This is a genomic window from Pseudomonas thermotolerans DSM 14292 (assembly GCF_000364625.1).
In the GTDB taxonomy this organism is placed as follows: domain Bacteria; phylum Pseudomonadota; class Gammaproteobacteria; order Pseudomonadales; family Pseudomonadaceae; genus Aquipseudomonas; species Aquipseudomonas thermotolerans.
In genome coordinates, this window is sequence record NZ_KB822607.1 from 1 (window position 1) to 17562 (window position 17562).

At 68.8% G+C, this 17562-nt stretch carries 16 protein-coding genes and 1 pseudogene; 5 read left to right on the plus strand and 12 right to left on the minus strand.

Features of this window, described 5'->3' with window-relative positions:
- The coding region (locus tag H165_RS0108340) for an IS5/IS1182 family transposase (protein ID WP_017938469.1) at nt 1-195 on the minus strand (195 nt) is incomplete at its 3' end.
- Nucleotides 196-368: 173 nt separating this feature from the next.
- Between H165_RS0108340 and H165_RS18470 the strand changes: the two are divergent.
- Nucleotides 369-1456, plus strand: a pseudogene (locus tag H165_RS18470) (IS3 family transposase).
- A 25-nt stretch (nt 1457-1481) separates the two neighbouring features.
- The gene (locus H165_RS0108355; RefSeq protein WP_017938472.1) at nt 1482-2633 is read left to right on the plus strand and encodes a P-loop NTPase family protein; all 1152 of its coding nucleotides are present in this window, start codon (nt 1482-1484) and stop codon (nt 2631-2633) included.
- Nucleotides 2634-2647: 14 nt separating this feature from the next.
- Here the strand turns inward: H165_RS0108355 and H165_RS0108360 are convergent, their stop codons facing one another.
- Nucleotides 2648-3439, minus strand: coding sequence for an AraC family transcriptional regulator (locus tag H165_RS0108360; protein WP_017938473.1), 792 nt, complete (start codon nt 3437-3439; stop codon nt 2648-2650).
- A gap of 82 nt (nt 3440-3521) precedes the next feature.
- On the opposite strand from H165_RS0108360, the gene H165_RS0108365 reads away from it, so the two are divergent.
- Nucleotides 3522-4487 carry a bile acid:sodium symporter family protein gene (locus tag H165_RS0108365; RefSeq protein ID WP_017938474.1) on the plus strand — a complete coding sequence of 322 codons (966 nt, stop codon included), beginning with the start codon at nt 3522-3524 and terminating at the stop codon, nt 4485-4487.
- 12 nt (nt 4488-4499) lie between these two features.
- Here H165_RS0108365 and rimK read toward each other — a convergent pair whose 3' ends face one another.
- Entirely contained in the window at nt 4500-5405 is a 906-nt protein-coding gene (gene rimK / locus H165_RS0108370; protein ID WP_017938475.1) for a 30S ribosomal protein S6--L-glutamate ligase, read from the minus strand.
- The gene (gene rimB, locus H165_RS0108375) at nt 5402-5881 is read right to left on the minus strand and encodes a retropepsin-like aspartic endopeptidase RimB (protein WP_017938476.1); all 480 of its coding nucleotides are present in this window, start codon (nt 5879-5881) and stop codon (nt 5402-5404) included. The genes rimK and rimB overlap by 4 nt, the downstream gene beginning before the upstream one ends.
- 143 nt (nt 5882-6024) lie before the next feature.
- Here rimB and H165_RS0108380 point away from each other — a divergent pair, with 143 nt between their 5' ends.
- A complete protein-coding gene (locus tag H165_RS0108380) occupies nt 6025-6456 on the plus strand; it encodes an RNA-binding S4 domain-containing protein (RefSeq protein ID WP_026146473.1) in 432 nt (143 codons plus the stop codon).
- On the opposite strand, the gene H165_RS0108385 is transcribed toward H165_RS0108380, so the two are convergent.
- Together H165_RS0108385 and H165_RS0108390 are read right to left on the minus strand one after the other, a co-directional pair.
- A complete protein-coding gene (locus H165_RS0108385) occupies nt 6346-7248 on the minus strand; it encodes a carbohydrate deacetylase (protein ID WP_040640606.1) in 903 nt (300 codons plus the stop codon). The two genes, H165_RS0108380 and H165_RS0108385, sit on opposite strands and share 111 nt — an antisense overlap.
- On the minus strand, nt 7233-8369 hold the full coding sequence (locus tag H165_RS0108390; RefSeq protein WP_017938479.1) for a GNAT family N-acetyltransferase: 1137 nt from the start codon (nt 8367-8369) through the stop codon (nt 7233-7235). Before H165_RS0108390 ends, H165_RS0108385 begins: the two co-directional genes overlap by 16 nt.
- 235 nt (nt 8370-8604) lie before the next feature.
- On the opposite strand from H165_RS0108390, the gene H165_RS18475 reads away from it, so the two are divergent.
- Complete coding sequence (locus tag H165_RS18475) at nt 8605-9816, plus strand: GNAT family N-acetyltransferase (protein WP_169333523.1); 1212 nt, start codon at nt 8605-8607, stop codon at nt 9814-9816.
- 11 nt (nt 9817-9827) lie between these two features.
- Here the strand turns inward: H165_RS18475 and H165_RS0108400 are convergent, their stop codons facing one another.
- Genes H165_RS0108400 through H165_RS0108425 form a run of 6 tightly spaced genes read right to left on the minus strand, consistent with a single transcriptional unit; the run spans nt 9828 to nt 17560 of the window.
- Nucleotides 9828-11756, minus strand: a complete 1929-nt coding sequence (locus H165_RS0108400) for a hypothetical protein (RefSeq protein WP_017938481.1) — start codon at nt 11754-11756, stop codon at nt 9828-9830.
- Entirely contained in the window at nt 11753-13054 is a 1302-nt protein-coding gene (locus H165_RS0108405; RefSeq protein ID WP_026146474.1) for a lipopolysaccharide biosynthesis protein, read from the minus strand. The genes H165_RS0108400 and H165_RS0108405 overlap by 4 nt, the downstream gene beginning before the upstream one ends.
- Complete coding sequence (locus H165_RS0108410) at nt 13051-14058, minus strand: polysaccharide deacetylase family protein (protein ID WP_017938483.1); 1008 nt, start codon at nt 14056-14058, stop codon at nt 13051-13053. Before H165_RS0108410 ends, H165_RS0108405 begins: the two co-directional genes overlap by 4 nt.
- A gap of 10 nt (nt 14059-14068) precedes the next feature.
- The gene (locus H165_RS0108415; RefSeq protein WP_017938484.1) at nt 14069-15223 is read right to left on the minus strand and encodes a glycosyltransferase family 2 protein; all 1155 of its coding nucleotides are present in this window, start codon (nt 15221-15223) and stop codon (nt 14069-14071) included.
- Nucleotides 15216-16181, minus strand: a complete 966-nt coding sequence (locus H165_RS0108420; protein WP_017938485.1) for a glycosyltransferase — start codon at nt 16179-16181, stop codon at nt 15216-15218. The genes H165_RS0108415 and H165_RS0108420 overlap by 8 nt, the downstream gene beginning before the upstream one ends.
- Entirely contained in the window at nt 16178-17560 is a 1383-nt protein-coding gene (locus H165_RS0108425; RefSeq protein WP_017938486.1) for an O-antigen ligase family protein, read from the minus strand. Before H165_RS0108425 ends, H165_RS0108420 begins: the two co-directional genes overlap by 4 nt.
- Nucleotides 17561-17562: the final 2 nt, after the last annotated feature.

Here is a 17562-nt window from a genome sequence, read left to right on the forward strand (position 1 = left end):
CAGCAGATGCACACGCAGCATCGCCATCAGCGGATAGGCGGGACGACCGCCTTCACCCTTCGGGTAGTGCGGCTCGATCAGGGCGATCAGGCCCTGCCACGGCACCACCTGTTCCATTTCGATCAGGAACAGTTCCTTGCGGGTCTGCTTGCGCTTGCCGGCGTACTCGGCGTCGGCGAAGGTCATCTGCTTCATCGGAAAGCTCTGCGGGTGAAGTCGGCGGATTTTACCAAATCAGGAAGTCTTTTTCAGAGTTTCCCTACGTTAGGCCAAAAAAAGGGAATGAAACCATGGCATGGGTAATCCCCCCGGAAATCAGTACCGGTCAGAAGTAGAATTTTCTCCTACTCAGATCGAGGAAGTTTTGCGTGAAGACATCGCGTTTTTCGGACAGCCAAATCATCGCCATCCTCAAGCAGGCCGAGGCTGGTAGCCCGGTTCCTGAGCTCTGCCGCGAGCATGGCTTCAGCTCGGCTACCTTCTACAAGTGGCGCGCCAAGTTCGGTGGCATGGACGCATCCTTGATGGCTCGGCTGCGCGAACTGGAAGAGGAAAACCGTCGCCTGAAGAAGATGTACGCCGAGGAGCGCCTGAAGGCCGAGATCATCCAGGAGGCGATGGCAAAAAAGTGGTGAAGCCATCTCGGCGGCGAGAGATGGCGCAGCATGCGGTTCGCTCGGGCCGGGCCAGCATCAAGCAGGCGTGTCTGGCTTTCGGCATCAGCGTCACCGGCTATCGCTACCGGCCACGGCTCTCTTCGGAGAATGCCGAAATTGCCGATCATCTGATCCGGCTAACGCATAACCAACGCAACTGAGGCTTTGGGCTGTGCTTCCTGTATCTGCGCAACGTGAAGGGCTACCGCTGGAATCACAAGCGGGTATACCGCATCTACCGAGAGCTGGAACTCAACCTGCGGATCAAGCCGCGCAAACGCATCGTGCGGGAGAAGCCCGAACCCTTGGCAGTGCCGGAAACGATCAATCACTGTTGGTCGATGGACTTCATGCATGATCAGCTGTCCGACGGGCGCAGCTTTCGCCTGTTCAACGTGATCGACGACTTCAACCGCGAAGCGCTGGTGATGGAGGTCGATCTATCACTCCCCGCTGATCGGGTGATGCGAGCGCTGGATCAAGTCATCGAGTGGCGTGGCAAGCCGCAGGTTATTCGCAGCGACAACGGGCCGGAGTACGTCAGCAGCAAACTGGTGATCTGGGCTGAAAAGCACGGTATACGCCTAGAGCATATCCAGCCCGGCAAGCCGCAGCAGAACGCCTATGTCGAACGCTACAACCGCACGGTGCGCTACGACTGGCTGGGACATTACCTGTTCGACTCCATCGCCGAAGTGCAGGAGCACGCTACTCGATGGGTTTGGACATACAATCACGAACGGCCAAACATGGCCTTGGGAGGCATCACCCCCAAACAGAAGTTGGCCCTCGCGGCCTGACCTCTACTTCTGGCGTGTGCTGAAAATGGGGGGATTACCCGCGGAGCTCTGTCGGGAGCTGGCCGGGCTTCTGCCGGACTGGCTGCTGCAGCTGCACCGCGCGCACCATGAGCGGGCCCCCGACGGGCGGCGGGTCAGCGTCGGGCTGGTGCGACTGGCCAACATCGAGCCGCTGATCGAGCTGGCCCAGGCGCTGTTCGCCCAGGGTGCGCCGGAAGGCATGCGTCTGCATTTATGCGTCTACCACTCGCGGCATCCCCTGGCCCTGCGTTCGGCCATTGAGCGGCAGCTGGACGGCCTGCTCAGGCGCCATGACCCGCAGGGGCTGCTCGCCCATCCGCTGGTGCGTGGGGTTCTGGCCGAGCATCCGGAGACGGATCAGGTGTTCGTGGTGCTCGCCTCGCCGGTCGCCGAGGTAGGCCGTGACCATGACTACGACTGGGCGGTGGTGGAGCCTTCCTCCATGCGCTCGCTGATCCAGTTGGCTGGACGCGTCCGCCGTCATCGACCCGGCGCCTGCACGGAGCCGAACCTGTATCTGCTGGCGCGCAATCTCAAGGGGCTGCTGGGCCAGGCCGTAGCCTTCGAGAAGCCCGGTTTCGAGAGCGAGGAGTGGCGCCTGGCGAGCCATGACCTGCACGAGCTGCTGTGCGAGGCGGAGTGGGGGAGCATAGATGCCGCGCCGCGCATCCTAGCCCGGCAAGTGCTACAGCCTGCCAACAGTCTGGTCGATCTGGAGCATGCCCGGTTACGGGCCTTGATGCTGGGCGAGGGGCTCCCGGCTACCCGGTTCGGCGTTCCCCATTGGTGGCAGACCCCGGCGTGGCTGAGCGGCAATCTTCAGCGGGAGCAGCGTTTCCGCCAGGGCGTGGAGCAGCGGACCTATGCCCTGGTGCCGGCGGAAGATGACGAGCGCCTGCTGTTCTGCCGAGAGGAGAGTGACGGCGAATGGACCGCCGTGAGCAACCTTCTCGACGACCTGCCGCTGACCATGGGGCCGCGCGTGCAGGCCTGGGGGGCCGCCGACTACCGGGACGAACTGAACGCCCTGGCCGAACGCTTCGGCCTGCCGCTTGCCGCCTGTGGCAAACGCTTCGGACAGGTCCAGCTCGCCGAGCGCGATGCCGTCCAGGGCTGGAGTTGGCATCCGTTGCTGGGCTTCAAGCGGCGTTGCTGAGACGCCGGCCATCTTCAGGCCCGGAAGAATTCTCCCGGCGTGCAGCCGAACTGCTGGCGGAAGGCGGAGATGAACGCCGAGGTGGAGTCGTAGCCGCAGGCCAGGGCCACGTCGGTGACCCGCTCGCCGCGTTCCAACGGGGTCAGCGCGGCGAGTAGGCGCAGGCGCTGGCGCCAGGCGCGGAAGCTCAGCCCGGTCTCGCGCTGGAACAGGCGGCTCAGGGTCTTTTCCGAAACCCCCAGGCGGGCGCTCCAGTGGGCCAGGGTTTCCTGGCGCTCGGGGCGTTCCTGGAGGCGCCGGCACAGTGCCTGCAGGCGTTCGTCCTGGGGCAGCGGCAGCATCAGGTCCACCTCTGGCGCGGCGCGCAGTTGGTCGAGCAGCACCTGCACCAGGCGCCCCTCGGCGCCGTCCTCGGCATACTCCACCGGCAGCCTGCTGAACGCGGCGATCAGCTCGCGCAGCAGCGGACTCACCCTGAGCACCCGGCAGCCCGGCGGTGCCCAGGCCACTGCGGCACAGTCGATGTACAGGCTGCGCATCTCGGTGCGCGGCGCGCTGAATACCCGGTGCGGCAGCCCGGCCGGCACCCACACCGCGCGTTGCGGCGGGGCCACGAAGCGCCCGGCGTCGGTGTGCACCTCGAGTACCCCGGCGATGGCGTAGGAGAGCTGCACCCAGGGGTGGCTGTGGCGATAGGTGAGGGTACGGTTGGGCAGCGACTCGACGCGCCCGTAGACCGGCCTGGGCAGGCTGGGCAGCCCGGGAATGCTGCGGCGGAAGGGTTTGGACTGTCCTTTTCGCGACATTGCCGGGCTCTTTGGCGTTAGTCGGTAATTTCCAGCCAAGGTAGTGTCTGGGCGGTTCGTCGTGCAAGTCCGAGATACCGTTATGCGCCGCCCCCGTTTCCTTCCCGACAACTTCACCCTGACACTGCTCGCGGTGGTTCTCATCGCCACTCTGCTGCCCTGCCGGGGCCAGGTCGCGGTGGCCTTCGACTGGATCACCAACCTGGCCATCGCCCTGCTGTTCTTCCTCCACGGCGCCAAGCTGTCGCGCCAGGCGGTGATCGCCGGGGCCACCCACTGGCGCCTGCACCTGCTGGTGTTCGCCTGCACCTTCGGGCTCTTCCCGCTCCTCGGTCTGCTGCTCAAGCCGCTGCTGGCGCCGCTGGTGACCCCCGAGCTGTACCTCGGTGTGCTCTACCTGTGTGCCCTGCCGGCCACCGTGCAGTCGGCCATCGCCTTCACCTCCCTGGCGCGCGGCAACATCGCCGCGGCAATCTGCAGCGCGGCGGCCTCCAGCCTGCTGGGGATCTTCCTCACCCCGCTGCTGGTGGCACTGCTGCTCGGCGTGCAGGGGGAGGGCGGCTCGACCCTGGATGCCATCGGCAAGATCACCCTGCAGCTGCTGGTACCCTTCATCGCCGGGCAGCTGGCGCGGCGCTGGCTGGCTGGCTGGGTGGAGCGCAACAAGCACTGGCTGCGCTACGTCGATCAGGGCTCGATCCTGCTGGTGGTCTACACCGCGTTCAGCGCCGCGGTGGTCCAGGGCCTCTGGCAGCAGGTGCCGACCGCCGCGCTGCTCGGCCTGGTGGTGGTCTGCTGCGTGCTGCTGGGGATAGTGCTCTGCCTCACCCGTCTGTTCGGCAGGCTGTTGGGCTTCGACGTGGCCGACCGCATCACCATCGTCTTCTGCGGCTCGAAGAAGAGCCTCGCCACCGGCGTGCCAATGGCCCAGGTGCTGTTTGCCGGCGGCGCCATCGGCATGCTGATCCTGCCGCTGATGCTCTTTCATCAGATCCAGCTGATGGTCTGCGCGGTGCTCGCCGAGCGCTACGGGCGGCGGCCCGAATAGGCCGGGCCGGCCTCAGCCCTTGCCGCGGGTGCGGGTCTGCCCGGGGCAGGCGTTCTTCTCCAGGTAGTGGATGATCATCCCGGCGACGTCCTTGCCGGTGGTGGACTCGATGCCCTCCAGGCCCGGCGAGGAGTTGACCTCCATCACCAGGGGCCCGCGGTTGGAGCGCAGGATGTCCACCCCGGCGACGTTCAGGCCCATGACCCGTGCCGCGCGGATGGCGGTGGAGCGCTCCTCCGGGGTGATCTTGATCAGGCTGGCGGTGCCGCCGCGGTGCAGGTTGGAGCGGAATTCGCCAGGCTTGGCCTGGCGCTTCATGGCCGCGATCACCTTGTCGCCGACCACGAAGCAGCGGATGTCGGCGCCGCCAGCCTCGCGGATGTACTCCTGGACCATGATGTCCTGCTTGAGGCCCATGAACGCCTCGATCACCGACTCGGCGGCCTTCTTGGTCTCGGCCAGCACCACGCCCATGCCCTGGGTACCTTCCAGCACCTTTATGACCAGCGGCGCGCCGCCGACCATCTGGATCAGGTCGGGGATGTCGTCGGGGCTGTGGGCGAAGCCGGTTACCGGCAGGCCGAGGCCCTTGCGCGACAGCAGCTGCAGGGCGCGCAGCTTGTCCCGCGAGCGGCTGATGGCCACCGACTCGTTGAGCGGGAACACCCCCATCATCTCGAACTGGCGCAGCACCGCGCAGCCGTAGAAGGTCACCGAGGCGCCGATGCGCGGGATCACCGCGTCGAAGCCTTCCAGCGGGCGGCCCCGGTAGTGGATCTGCGGCCGGTGGCTGGCGATGTTCATGTAGGCGCGCAGGGTGTCGATCACCACCATCTCGTGTCCGCGCTGCATACCGGCCTCGACCAGACGACGGGTGGAATACAGGCGCGGATTGCGCGACAGCACGGCGATTTTCATGCAACACCTGTGGGGGAGGGAGGAATCGTGACGATGACGGGTTTGTCCTGGACGTAGGTCAGCGCCGGGTTGACCACCAGGCCGCCCTTGACCAGCGCCTTGGAGCCGAGCAGCACGCGGTAGCGCATGGTCTTGCGGCAGGCCAGGGTGAATTCCACCGGCCAGGTGCGGTCGCCGAGGGTCAGCAGGGTGCGGATCACGTAGCGGCTCTGCGCCTGGCCGTTGGAGCTGCGGATGGTCTTCACCGTGACCAGCGGGGCTTCGCAGCGGTGGCGACGCTGCACCAGGGTGCCGAGATGGGCGGTGAAGCGCACCCAGTCCTCGCCGTCGCGGGTGAACGGCTGGATGTCGGTGGCGTGCAGGGCCGAGGTGCTGGCGCCGGTGTCGATCTTGGCGCGCAGGCCGACCATCCCCAGCTCGGGCAGGTTGATCCATTCGCGCAGGCCGATCACCGTGAGCTGGTCGAAGGTCTTCAAGGTCGGGCTTTACCAGGCGCACAGGGCAGGAACGATGACGGCATTCTAGACGTGCCCGGGCAGACCTGCACCTGCCCCGCGGGGAGGTTTACCGCGACGCGGAATCGTGCTGCCATGGAGGGCGATGCATTGCGGAGCCCTGCATGAGCGACAGAGACCAAGACGACAAGGTGCGCCTCGACAAGTGGCTGTGGGCGGCGCGCTTCTTCAAGACCCGCGCCCTGGCCAAGGCGGCCATCGAGGGTGGCAAGGTGCACTGCCGCGGCGAGCGCTGCAAGCCGAGCAAGGAGCCGAAGATCGGCGACGAGCTGACCATCCGCACCGGCTTCGACGAACGTACCGTGGTGATCCAGGCGCTGTCCGCGGTACGCCGCGGCGCTCCCGAGGCTCAGACCCTGTACCGCGAGACCGAGGAGAGCATCACCCGCCGCGAACGCGCTGCGGCCCTGCGCAAGGCCGGCGCCCTAGGCGTACAGACCGAGGGCCGGCCAACCAAGAAGCAGCGCCGACAGATCCGCCAGTTCGCCGACCAGCATCAGGGCGGCCTCCGGCACCCCTGGCAGGAGCAGGACTAGCGCCTTGAGGGACTCCCTGGCACTCCGCGGCGCGTTGCCCAGCTTGGCGTAGGAGACCCGTGGCACCCCGGCCAGGCGCCTGGTGAGCAGCGCGTCCAGGGACTCGCCTGGGGCCAGGTAGGCGTCGCCGAAGCCGGCGTCGAGCCGACTGGGATGGGCGATCACCTCCAGGCAGCCCCGGGCCGGCGGCGGCTGGTCGCGCAGATCCGCCGGGGTGCACACCCAGTCCGCGCTGGCGCCGGCCAGCTGGCGCAGGCGGCGGTTGAGCAGCCACTTGAACAACCGCTTGCCCGGGCCGATGTTGCCGCCCAGGTTGCGCGCCAGGCGGATCGGCACCCCCTGGCGGGCGGCGAAGCGCGCCAGCTCCTCGCCGATCGGCCAGATGTTGTGCATGTGCTGGTGGGAATCCAGGTGGCTGGGCCGCACCCCGTGGTTCAGGCAGCGCTGCCACTGGGCCTGTAGCTCCTCGGCCACGGCGGCGCGCACCCGGCGGGGTAGCCACAGGCGGTGGCGCGGCAGGCGCGGGTCGAGCTCCCCTGCGGCATTGCAGAACAGCGGCTCGGCGGCCAGGTCGGCGCTCAGCGGCCGCCCGTAGCTGAGGTTGACGTGCAGGCCGACCCGGCCCTGCAGACCCTCGCGGTGGATCAGTTCGCAGGCCTCGGCGAAGCCCGGCATGTTGGCCATCAGGGTGGCGGAGCTGATCAGTCCGCGGCGGAAGGCCTGCACTATGACGGCGTTTTCCTCGGCGTTCAGCCCGAAGTCGTCGGCGTTGATGATCACTCGACAGGGCATGGGCGTTCTCCGTCGGCGGCGTGGGTGTTCTGGCGTGCCTGGCGACGGGCCTTGATGCCCAGCCAGAGCTGGTAGGCGAGTCCCAGGAGGATGCCGCTGGGGCGCCATGAGTAGAGGCTCCAGCGCCACTGCTCGACGGCGCCAGTCATGCGTTCGTGGAGCTGGTGGCTGGAGCCGCTCAGGCTGACCCGCGAGGCATCCACGTACTGCCAGCCTTCCTCCAGGCCCCAGCGGATCCATTCGTCGAGCAGCAGGCGGCCGCTGCCCAGCTCGGCGTACTCGGGCAGGAAGGCCAGGTTGTAGTCGTACAGCCGGCCATCCTGCAGCAGACCGAGGCGGTAGCTGATGCAGCGCCCCTGGTGCTCGAGCAGCACCACGCGCACCAGCCCGGCCTCGGCCAGGGCGCCTAAGGCTTCCTCCATCCATTGCCGACGCCGCGCACCGGAGAAGATCCCGACCCCCTGCTCGCCCTTCCAGCTGACCTGCTCGACTTCGGCGATGGCCGCCAGCAGCGGGCCGATGCTGGCACCGTCCGGCACCAGGCGGCGCACCTCGGCGCCACAGGCCGCCGTGCGCTTGCGGGCGCGGCGCAGCTTGTAGCGGACGTCGCCGGAAGGCTCCAGGCGGTCCTGCTCGCTGATTCCATGCACCGGCACCCGGCAGCTGAGGCGCTGCTCGGCGAAGCAGCTGTGGTCCGCCCACTGCGCCAGCAGGGCGTCCTGGCCGGGCGCGGTGACCAGCTCGTGGAGCTGCAGCAGGGCGTGGGGCAGTCGCCGACGGATGGCGGCAAGGGCCTGGCGCTGGCCCTCGGCATCCAGGCGGGAGAGCAGGACCAGGCGGTCGCTGAGCGGATAGCCCAGGTGGCGCAGCACCTTCCAGCCGAGGCCGAAGCGGGATTCGCGGACGCGGATCAGCGGTAGGCAGAGGTGCAGCTCGGTGCCGGCCCAGGCCAGCAGCACCTGCAGCGTCTGTCCCGGCGCCAGGGCCCGCTCGGCGGCACGCAGCCAGCCCAGGTGGTTGAAGGGCGTGCTCTGCGGGATTCGTGCGCAGAGCTCGGCGTAGGCCGCCACCGGGAAGTCACCTGTACACAGGGACAGGCACCATTGGAAACGGTAGTCCATGACCATCTTCACCCAGGTTGTCGGGAACAGGCGTAGAAAGCCTAGCAATGTTCCAGTGAATTGCCGGCAATTCACCGGCATGTTGCGCGGCTCCGTCTATAGTTTCCGGAGTCGCCGGTTGCGTGCACCGAACCGGCAGGGAGGGTCCGGTAAGAAGCGGTCGGGCCGAGCATCCAAATTCAGGAAAGGAGGCTTGAGGGTGACGCTTCAGACGTCCTACCCATTGAACCGGGCTGTGCCGTTGCAGGCTGGCTACCGCGTCGAATGCCTGCAGGGGCTGGAGGCTGTCCGGTCTTATCTGCCCATGTGGGAGGAGCTGAGCCAGGCGGCCAGCGAACCCAATGTGTTCTACGCGCCCTGGGGCCTGCTGCCGGCCCTCGAGCATCTGGCTGGCGACCGCCGGGTCGAGCTGCTGTTTCTGTGGCGTGAAACCGGCACGGCCGGGCCGGTGCTGGACGGCTTGGTGCCGTTGCGGGTCTCCGGCTGCGCCCTGCTGCCGATCGCGAGGTTGTACCGCCATCGCTACTGCTTCTCGGTGGTCCCGCTGGTCCGCGCCGGCCGCGAACGGGCGGTGCTCGACGCCCTGCTGGGCTGGCTGCAGGCGCAGCGGCGGCGCTATCCGCTGCTGCTGCTGCGCGACCTGCCGGCGGAGGGACCGCTGGCCGAGGCGTTGCGCGAGGCGCTGGCGGCAAGTGGCCGGCAGTTCTTCGAGGGCCTGCATAGCGAGCGGGCGCTGCTGCAGTTGGGCAGCGATGCCGAGCATTACCTCGAGCGCAATTTCTCCGCACGCCGCCTCAAGGAGTATCGCCGCCTGGGTCGTCGCCTGGGTGAGCTGGGCGAGCTGCGCATCCGCCGCTTGCAGGCCGGCGACGAGGATCTGGAGGCCTGGCTGGAGGCCTTTGTAGCGCTGGAGGCCAAGGGCTGGAAGGGGCGTCTGCAGTCGGCGCTGGGCAGCCGTGCGGAGACTCGTCGCTACTTCGAGGCGGTGGTTCGTGGCGCCCATGCCCGCGGCCAGCTGCTGATGCTCGAGCTGTCCCTGGACGGCCGGCCGCTGGCCATGCGCTGCGACTTCCTCGCCCCGCCCGGGGCCTTCGCCTTCAAGATTGCCTACGATGAGGAGTTCGCCCGCTTCTCCCCCGGCGTGCTGCTGGAGCTGGAAGCCATCCGCGTGCTCCACGAGCTGAAGGCGCAGGGGCTGCACTGGGTGGACTCCTGTTCGGCGCCGGACGACCAGACCTCCAACCGTCTGTGGATGGAGCGCAAGCGCCTGGGCACCTTCAAGCTCAGTAGCGGAACCTTGCTCGCCGATCTGTGGATCAGCTTCTATCCCCACGCGAAGCGCCTGAAGGACTGGCTGAAGCGGGGCAAGGAGCTGGGCTGCCTGACCTTGGTGGCCTCCTCCGCCACCGAGGAAGTCATGCCGGTGCTGGTGCTGGCCGGACTCTAGGCGGTTCCGCTTCATGGTTGCGTCCAGCCCAGCACGAACAGGGATTCGCCTGGCAGGGTGAAGTGCCAGGCCGGTTCGCCGCAGTCGAGCCGGCCTTCGACCTGCTGCTGGGCGGCGGTCAGCAGCCGCAGTCGAGGTGGTTCGGGGCCGTGGCAGTTCAGCGGGTGGCCGCGCAGGCGGACCTGCTGCTCGCGAGCCGTCTTGTTCACCCCGAACAGGTGGATGCGCTGGCCCGTGCGCATGGCCAGCACGTCCACCTCGAAGGCGTCGTTGTCGAGGCGCAGCACCTCGTCCAGCCAGTGCTGCTGCATGAAGACCATGGCCTGGCCGACCGGCTTGAGGAAATGGCGGCCATCCGCGCTCAGGCCGATCATGCCCTTGAGGTGATCCTCCTCGTCGAACGCCGGGAACCAGTTGAGCATCTCCAGCAGCCCGTCCTGGGCCGTGTTGACCGCCACCGAGGCCCACCACAGGGCGGCGAAGCGGGTTTCCTGCTCGTAGGGGCTGACCGCGCCGCCGCTGGACAGGTTGGTCTGCTCCAGCAGCAGGGCCTTGCGCGGTCGGCCGCGCTCGTCCAGGCCCACCAGCTGGGCGGCCTGGCGCACGTTGTCGCGGTACACACGGGTGTCGCGCAGGTCGCGGATCATCCACTCGTGCCAGGCCAGGGCGTCGATATGCTCTCCGTAGGTGTCGAGCAGGCGCCGCGCCCAGTCGAGGCCTCGGCGCGACCTGGCGCCGTCGGTGGTGGGGCCGTCCAGCAGGCGCGAGGAGGCCGGTGCGGCGATACGGATGCCGGCCTCGCGGGCGTCGGGAAAGCGCCGCAGCTCCTCGACCATGGCGGCGAAGTAGCGGGCGAAGCTGGGGTAGTCGGGGTAGTTGAGGTTGGGCTCGTCGGCGAAGGCCAGATAATGGGTTCCTCCGCCGTCCAGCTCGCGCATGCCCTGTAGCCAGGCGAGCAGTCCGGCGCGGGTGTCCGGGTCGGCAGCGAGCACCGGCCGGCGGCCGCTCTGCGCCAGCAGGGTCGTGTCGGCATGGATGCCGAAACGATGGTGGTACAGCGGGCGGAAGCGCTGCTCGTGCTGCGGGTTGCGGCTGGTGACGTTGACGAAGCTGTAGTAGTTGGCCGCGCGAGGCGCCAGACGGGCGAGCAGCTGCGGAGCCTCCGGCGGCGTGTAGGGTAGCCCCACGCCGAGCCGGGGCGTGGGGCCGAGGACCTCGGCGTGCAGCTCCAGGTTGACCTCGCCGGGGGGCAGTTCGGGGCTGAACAGGTGCTCGGGGCGCTGGGCGAACAGGTTGGCGCTGCCGTCCAGCCAGAAGGCCGCCTTGCCGCGGCCAAGCGGGCGCAGGCACCAGATCTCCTCGTCGCGGGACACCGGCAGCTCCAGGCGATCGCTGTGCCAGTAGGGCCGTTCGGGGGTGCGGTCGAGCGGCAGCTCCAGATGCAGGCCGTCGCTCAGGCGCTCCACGTCCAGGCGCCGGATGCCGCCATGGTACTTGCCGGCGAGCACCGCCTGCTCGCCGGGGCGGACGCGGAAGTACAGGCGCATGCCGGCCGGCAGCTCGGCGCTGAAGTGCAGCTTGGCCGGTTCGAACAGCGCCGCGGTGTCGTCGCCGTGACGGATCCGGTAGAGGCGAAAGCTGTAGCCGGGGATCTCCAGGCGATGGTTGCCGGCCCCCAGTGGCCAGCGCTGCTCGCCGCGCACCTCCTCGGCGGGAATCTCGCGCCGGGCCAGCAGGCGCCCGTCGCCGCCCTGCAGGTAGAGGCGCTCGCGGTTGGCGTCGGCCTGCCAGGCAGGCTGCCAGCTCACCTGCAGATGGTCATCCGAGGCGCTGCGCAGGTGCAGGGCGCCGTCGCGCAGTCCCGGCCAGTCGAGGGCCTGGACGCCGGCCAGCGGCAGGGCGAGCAGACAGCAGCCCGCCCACAGACGCAGACACTTCATGTCGCCGGACGCAGCTGCGCGTGCAGCATGCGCAGGTCGCTGGGGAACACCAGCAGGGTGTGGCCGATGCCGACCCCGCTGATCCGGCAGTAGAGCACCAGCATGGCCAGGGTCATGGCGGTGTAGGCGATCGACGAGGCGATGGCGGCCCCGACGATGCCCCATAGGGGGATGAGCGCGACGGTGAGCACCAGGTTCAGCCCGGCGGCGCAGCCAGAGAACAGCGAGAGGGTGCCGGGGCGGCGCTTGCCGAGCAGGTCCATGTGCAGGATGGTCGCGTAGCACAGGCTGAACATGCCGGGCAGCAGGGCCAGTAGCGCCGGGTAGGCCGGCTCGTAGGCCTTGCCGAACAGCAGCACGATCAGCCATTCGCCGATCAGCGCCATGACCAGGCAGGCCAGCAGCATCACGGTGCCGGTCAGGCGCAGGGCCAGCGGCGTCAACTGGTCGATCCCCTCGCCCTGTTGCAGCAGGCGCTTCATCAGTGGCGTGGTCACCGCCTCGGGAACGATGAACAGCAGCTCGGCGGCGGCGCTGGCCATGGCGTAGAAGCCTACCGCCTGGCTGCCGATCATCAGGCCGATGATGATGTAGTCGGAGCGCATCAGCACCTGCTGGAAGAGCACGTCGAGGTGGCTCTTGCCGCCGAAGCGCAGCAGCTCGCCCTGGAGGCTGCGGTCCCAGCGCAGGCGGATGTCGTGGAAGCGCGCCAGCAGCACCAGGCCGACCAGCACCACTAGGGTGAAGCCGCCGAGCCAGCTGATCAGCGCGGCGCCCAGGGCGTGCTCCTCCCACATCCAGAACAGGCCGAGGAACAGCAGCAGCGGCCCCAGGGATTCCACCAGGCGCAGGCTGTTGTACACGCCCACCCTGCCGTCGGCGTTGTGCAGGGTGAGCAGGCCGTTCTTCATGACGAACAGCGGCACCGCCAGCAGCAGCAGCCAGGCGAACAGGCCGAGTTGCTGGGTGACTTCCAGGTGTTGACCGAAACTCTCCAGCAGGCCGACGCCGATCAGGGTGGCGACCCCCGAGGCCAGGCAGCCGTAGAGCAGCATCTGGGTCAGCAGCACCCCCATGGCGTGCTGCTGCGCGGCCTGGTAGCCCACCGCGGTGTTCAGCCCGCCGCTGGTGATGCCGCCGATCAGTTCCGGCAGGGCGTTGAGCATGGCGAACAGGCCGCGGTCGGCGGGGCCGAGGATGCGCGCCAGGAGGATGTTGCGGGCCAGGCGCAGGACCAGCATCGCCAGGCTGGTACCGACGCTCTGCAGCATGTGGCGCAGGAATTGCGACCGCTTCATTGACGTACCCCTTGCAACAGGCGCCAGGCCAGCAGTCCCGGCTGGCGTGCGCTCTGATGGCTGACCCCGATGCGTGGCAGGGCCAGGTCCTCGGTCGGCCGGTTGCGGACCAGGCCGGGCCGGGTGCTCAGGGCCAGGCGGTAGCCTTGGCGTCGCAATGCCGCGTGGACGTGCGCATCGTGGTCTCCGTTGGGATAGCAGTAGATCGGCAGCGGCGCCGCACAGTGCCGGTCCAGGGTCTCCCGCGAGCGCTGCACCTCGGCCTCCAGGCTCGACTCGTCGAGTTCGGTGAGGATGGCGTGGCTGGCGCCGTGAGGGCCGAAGCGGACCAGGCCGGAAGCCTCCATCTCCGCGACCTGCTGCCAGTCCAGGGCATGGGGCTCGGCTGGCTCCGGACAGCCGTCGGCGAGTGCCTGAAGCTGGTCGGCCGGCAGGCGCTTGAGGCGTTGCAGGAAGCCGGCGAGTGCCTTGCTGCGCTGTTCGTCGGGCTGCTCCGCAGCGAGCTCGGCGGGCGGCGCCAGCTGCAGCTGGCGCAGGGTCGCGGCGAGGCGCTCGCGGGCCTCGGCGCCGAAGCTGCCCCACAGGGTCTCGCCGATGGCCTCCCACCAGAAACGCCGCGCGCTACCGATGAAGTCGGTGGACAGGAAGATGCTCGCCGGCACCTGATGCTGGCGCAGCAGGGGAAAGGCATGCACGGCGTTGTCGCGCCAGCCGTCGTCGAAGGTCAGCGCCACCCGTGGACGGCGGTCGCTGGTGCCGTTCAGCGCGAACAGCTCGGCCAGCGGCACGCAGTCGAAGTGCTGTTTGAGCCACAGCAGCAGATTCTCGAAGGATGATTTGCCGACGCACAGCGGCTCGCGGTGCGGCAGGGCTGCGGCAGTTTCGTCGGGCACCACCCGGTGCAGCATGAGGATGCTGCCGGTGTTGCCGAACAGGCCCTGCTTGAGCGGCGGAGTGAGGCTAAGCCGGCCACTACTCGCCTTGATCAGTTGCTTCAAACGCATGGCTCGGGCCCTATCGATTCTGCTGAGGGTTCCAGTTGTGGTAGCGCTGGCCGCTGACGAAGTGCCAGATCCCGGCGGTGATGCCGCTCAGGCTGATCAGCACGTAGGCGGCCAGGCGCAGGAGCTTCGGCAGCTGGCGGCGCTGCCCGAGCAGGCCGGCCAGGGCCAGGGCGTAGCCGCCGAGCTGGGCGATCAGGCAGAGCCGGTAGAACGGCCCGGCGTCCCACAGCCAGAGGTTGCTGAGCAGCAGCGGCACCAGCAGCAGCGGCACCAGGCGGCGCAGCAGCTTGTGGGTGAACAGACCGATGGCGAACAGTCCGTGGCGCAGCGGGTTGAGCAGCTCGCGGCGGCACACCAGGCTGTGCAGGCCCTGGGCGGTGATCCGCCGGCGGCGCTGGAATTGGCTGACGCTGCTCTCCACGCCCTCGTCGCTGGCCCGTGCCCGCTCGGCGAAGGCGATGCGCCGGCCGGCCACCGAGGCGCAGGTGGCCAGGAAAAAATCGTCGGTGACGCCTGCCGGTATCGGCTGGAACAGTTCGCGGCGCAGTGCCTGCAGGGCGCCGTCGGCCGAGGCCAGACAGCCGCAGCGGCTCTCCAGGCGGCGCTGCCAGGCCTCGTAGCGGCGGTAGAGCTTGTCGCCGATGGCCAGCGACTTGCTGGTGGAGGCAACGGTCACGTAGCCGCCGACGGCGCCGACCCGCGGGTCGTTGAAGGGCATCACCAGTTCGCGCAGGGTGTCGCGTCCCCAGAGGATGTCGGCATCGCTGAACACCAGGATCTCGCCGTCGGCCACCGCCACCGCGGCGTTCAGGGCACTGGCCTTGCCGCCGCGCGGCAGGTCGAGCACCTGCAGATCCTCGTCCTGGCCCTGGGCCCGGGCGAACTGCCGGGCCAGCGCCACCGTGGCGTCGCTGGAGCCGTCGCTGGCGACGATGATCTGCCGCCGCTCGCGCGGATAGTCGGACTCCAGCAGCGAGCAGAGCTTGGCCTCGATGTTCCGCTCCTCGTTGTAGGCGGCGACGATGATGCTGACCCGCGGCAGTTCGGTCGGCGTGGTCGGCGCGTCGTCGCGGCGGAACAGGGCGCAGACGGCGAGCAGGGCGGGATAGCCCAGGTAGACGAAGAGCGGCAGGAACAGGCACAGCCAGAAGACGAACTCAGCCACGGGACGGCCTCCTTGCGGTCAGATCCATCAGGCCCAGAAAGAGCGCGATTCCGGCCACGTGCATGCGCAGCCAGTGCAGCACCGTGAGGTGCAGCGCCAGCAGCGGCCGCTGCCGGTTGTAGTGAAAGCGCAGGGCCATCGCCAGAGCCGGCAGCCAGCCGAGGGCGAACAGCCCGACGGCCAGCCAGGGCCGGCCGAGCGCCAGGCACAGCAGGGTCAGCGCGGCCAGCAGCCAGTGCCCGGCGGCCAGCAGGGGAAAGCGTAGGGTGCGCAGGCTGGCGTTGTTCTTGCGTAGCAGGCGCGCCTGGCCGCTCTGCCGCCACAATTCCTTGCCCAGCCACTCCTTCCAGCTGTGCTCGAAGCCCCAGTTCAGCACCGTGGGGTTGGGCAGGCTGAGCAGCCGCGCGCCGCTGCGGCTGAGACGCAGGCAGAGGTCCTTGTCCTCGCCGGTGTGCAGGCTCTCGTCGAAGCCGCCGACCCGCTCGAAGCATTCGCGTTCCAGGCACAGGTTGGCGGTCGGCAGCCAGTCGAGCAGCGCCGGGCGGTCGCGCTCGGCAGCCACCCGCTGCAGCCAGGCGCGGGCATACCAGGGCGCCTGGGCGGGCGGTCGGTGGACCAGGCCGAGCACGTCGGCGCAGTCCTCGGCGCGCACCCGACACCAGGTGCTGAGCCAGTCGATGGGAACCTCCATGTCGGCGTCGAGGAACGCCAGCCAGTCGCCGCTGGCCACCGCGGCGCCACGGTTGCGCAGGGCGGCGATGCTGATCCCCGGGCAGTCCAGCACGTTGGCGCCGAGACTGCGGGCAATCTCCTGGCTGCCGTCGGTGGAGCCGTTGTCGGGGACGATCAGCTCGTACTCCAGTCCGCAGTGCTCGGCGGCCCGCCGCGCCGCTTCCAGGGTGCGCGGCAGGTGGGCGCGTTCGTTGAAGGCCGGCACTATGATGCTGATGCGCTTCATGGTCTGACCTCGCTGGGCAAGTCGTCCTTGTCTTCCCGGGCCTGCAGGCGCACCCAGCTGGAGAGCGCGAACATGGCCCAGAGGTATTTGTGGCTGGGAATGCTGAGGAACGCCAGGAAACAGGCCAGGGCCACGCAGGCCAGCCCCAGGTGCGTGGCTAGCGCGGTGCGCTGCGGATCGCCGCGGCTCAGCCAGTGCCGGCGGGCGTACTGGAAGTTGCGCAGGCTGAGCACCACCAGGCCGATGAACAGCAGGCCGCCGGGCAGGCCGATCTCGCTGAGCATGCCCAGGTAGGTGTTGTGCGCCGCGCGTAGCAGTTCCTCGGGGACCGGCAGATCGGCAAAGGCGGGCGAGTAGCCGGTGCGCCCGTAGTGCACCGGGAAGGTTCCGGGGCCGCTGCCGAGCAGCGGGTTCTCTTGGATGATCCCGGCGCCCACCATCAGGTAGGCGGTGCGCCGGCTGAGGGATGGGTCGACGTGGCCGCGGGCGCCGGCCTTCAGGCTGGTGAGGGCCTCCAGACGCTGCACGAAGCTGTCCGGCAGCAGCGCGGGGGCCAGCGGCACGGCGACCGCCAGGGCGAGGATCAGCCAGCCGAAGTGTCGCGGCAGCAGCCGGCGGATGTCGGCGCGGTAGTGCCAGGCGGCAAGGGCCAGGATGAGCAGCAGCACCAGCAGCCCGGAGCGCGAGCCGCTGCGCATCAGCCCGGCCAGCAGCAGGCCCTGCGGCAGCAACCAGAGCAGCCGGTGCGGCCAGCGCGGCGCGCGGAGCAGGAGCATCAGGCCGAGGGGGAAGGCGATGCACAGCAGCAGGGCGAAATAGTTGGGGTCGGCGAGCAGGCCGACGGCCCGGGCGTCGACCTGGCGGGCGTCGCTGAGCAGTGTCGGCACGCAGGAGGCGGCCACCGAGAGGGTCACCACCTTGGCCAGCAGCATCAGGTCGAGATCGCGGGAAAAGGCCAGGGTGAGCAGGAAGATCGCCAGACCGACGCTCAGGTAGCGCAGGTCGCGCAGCGACCATTCGAGGCTGTCGGTGCAGGCGAAGCTGAGCAGGTAGCAGACGATGAAGCCCAGCAGCAGCGGCCACAGGTTGCTGCGCAGCCGGGCGGGCGGCAGCTGCTTGAGCAGCAGTTGCAGCACGAGGATGGCGATCATCGCCGCGCCGAGCAGCTTGCTCGCGGTGATCCCCGGGCTGCCGGCGACCAGGCCCTCGAGAGGCACCATGGCGAACAGGATGAGCAGGCCCCAGGCCGGCTGGCGGTAGAGCAGGATCAGCCCCGCCAGGCCGGGAATCACCAGGGGGGCCAGGTAGGGGTGGGGGCTGGCCAGCAGGAGCAGGCAGGCCAGGCCGACCAGCAGGGTCAGGGGCAGCACCAGGGCCATGA

Bases quoted from the DNA above. Each gene is read 5' to 3' on its own strand.
- H165_RS0108355 (WP_017938472.1), top strand. From the start codon at position 1,482: ATGGGGGGATTACCCGCGGAGCTCTGTCGGGAGCTGGCCGGGCTTCTG.
- H165_RS0108360 (WP_017938473.1), bottom strand. From the start codon at position 3,439: ATGTCGCGAAAAGGACAGTCCAAACCCTTCCGCCGCAGCATTCCCGGG.
- H165_RS0108365 (WP_017938474.1), top strand. From the start codon at position 3,522: ATGCGCCGCCCCCGTTTCCTTCCCGACAACTTCACCCTGACACTGCTC.
- rimK (WP_017938475.1), bottom strand. From the start codon at position 5,405: ATGAAAATCGCCGTGCTGTCGCGCAATCCGCGCCTGTATTCCACCCGT.
- H165_RS0108380 (WP_026146473.1), top strand. From the start codon at position 6,025: ATGAGCGACAGAGACCAAGACGACAAGGTGCGCCTCGACAAGTGGCTG.
- H165_RS0108385 (WP_040640606.1), bottom strand. From the start codon at position 7,248: ATGCCCTGTCGAGTGATCATCAACGCCGACGACTTCGGGCTGAACGCC.
- H165_RS0108390 (WP_017938479.1), bottom strand. From the start codon at position 8,369: ATGGACTACCGTTTCCAATGGTGCCTGTCCCTGTGTACAGGTGACTTC.
- H165_RS0108400 (WP_017938481.1), bottom strand. From the start codon at position 11,756: ATGAAGTGTCTGCGTCTGTGGGCGGGCTGCTGTCTGCTCGCCCTGCCG.
- H165_RS0108405 (WP_026146474.1), bottom strand. From the start codon at position 13,054: ATGAAGCGGTCGCAATTCCTGCGCCACATGCTGCAGAGCGTCGGTACC.
- H165_RS0108410 (WP_017938483.1), bottom strand. From the start codon at position 14,058: ATGCGTTTGAAGCAACTGATCAAGGCGAGTAGTGGCCGGCTTAGCCTC.
- H165_RS0108420 (WP_017938485.1), bottom strand. From the start codon at position 16,181: ATGAAGCGCATCAGCATCATAGTGCCGGCCTTCAACGAACGCGCCCAC.
- H165_RS0108425 (WP_017938486.1), bottom strand. From the start codon at position 17,560: ATGGCCCTGGTGCTGCCCCTGACCCTGCTGGTCGGCCTGGCCTGCCTG.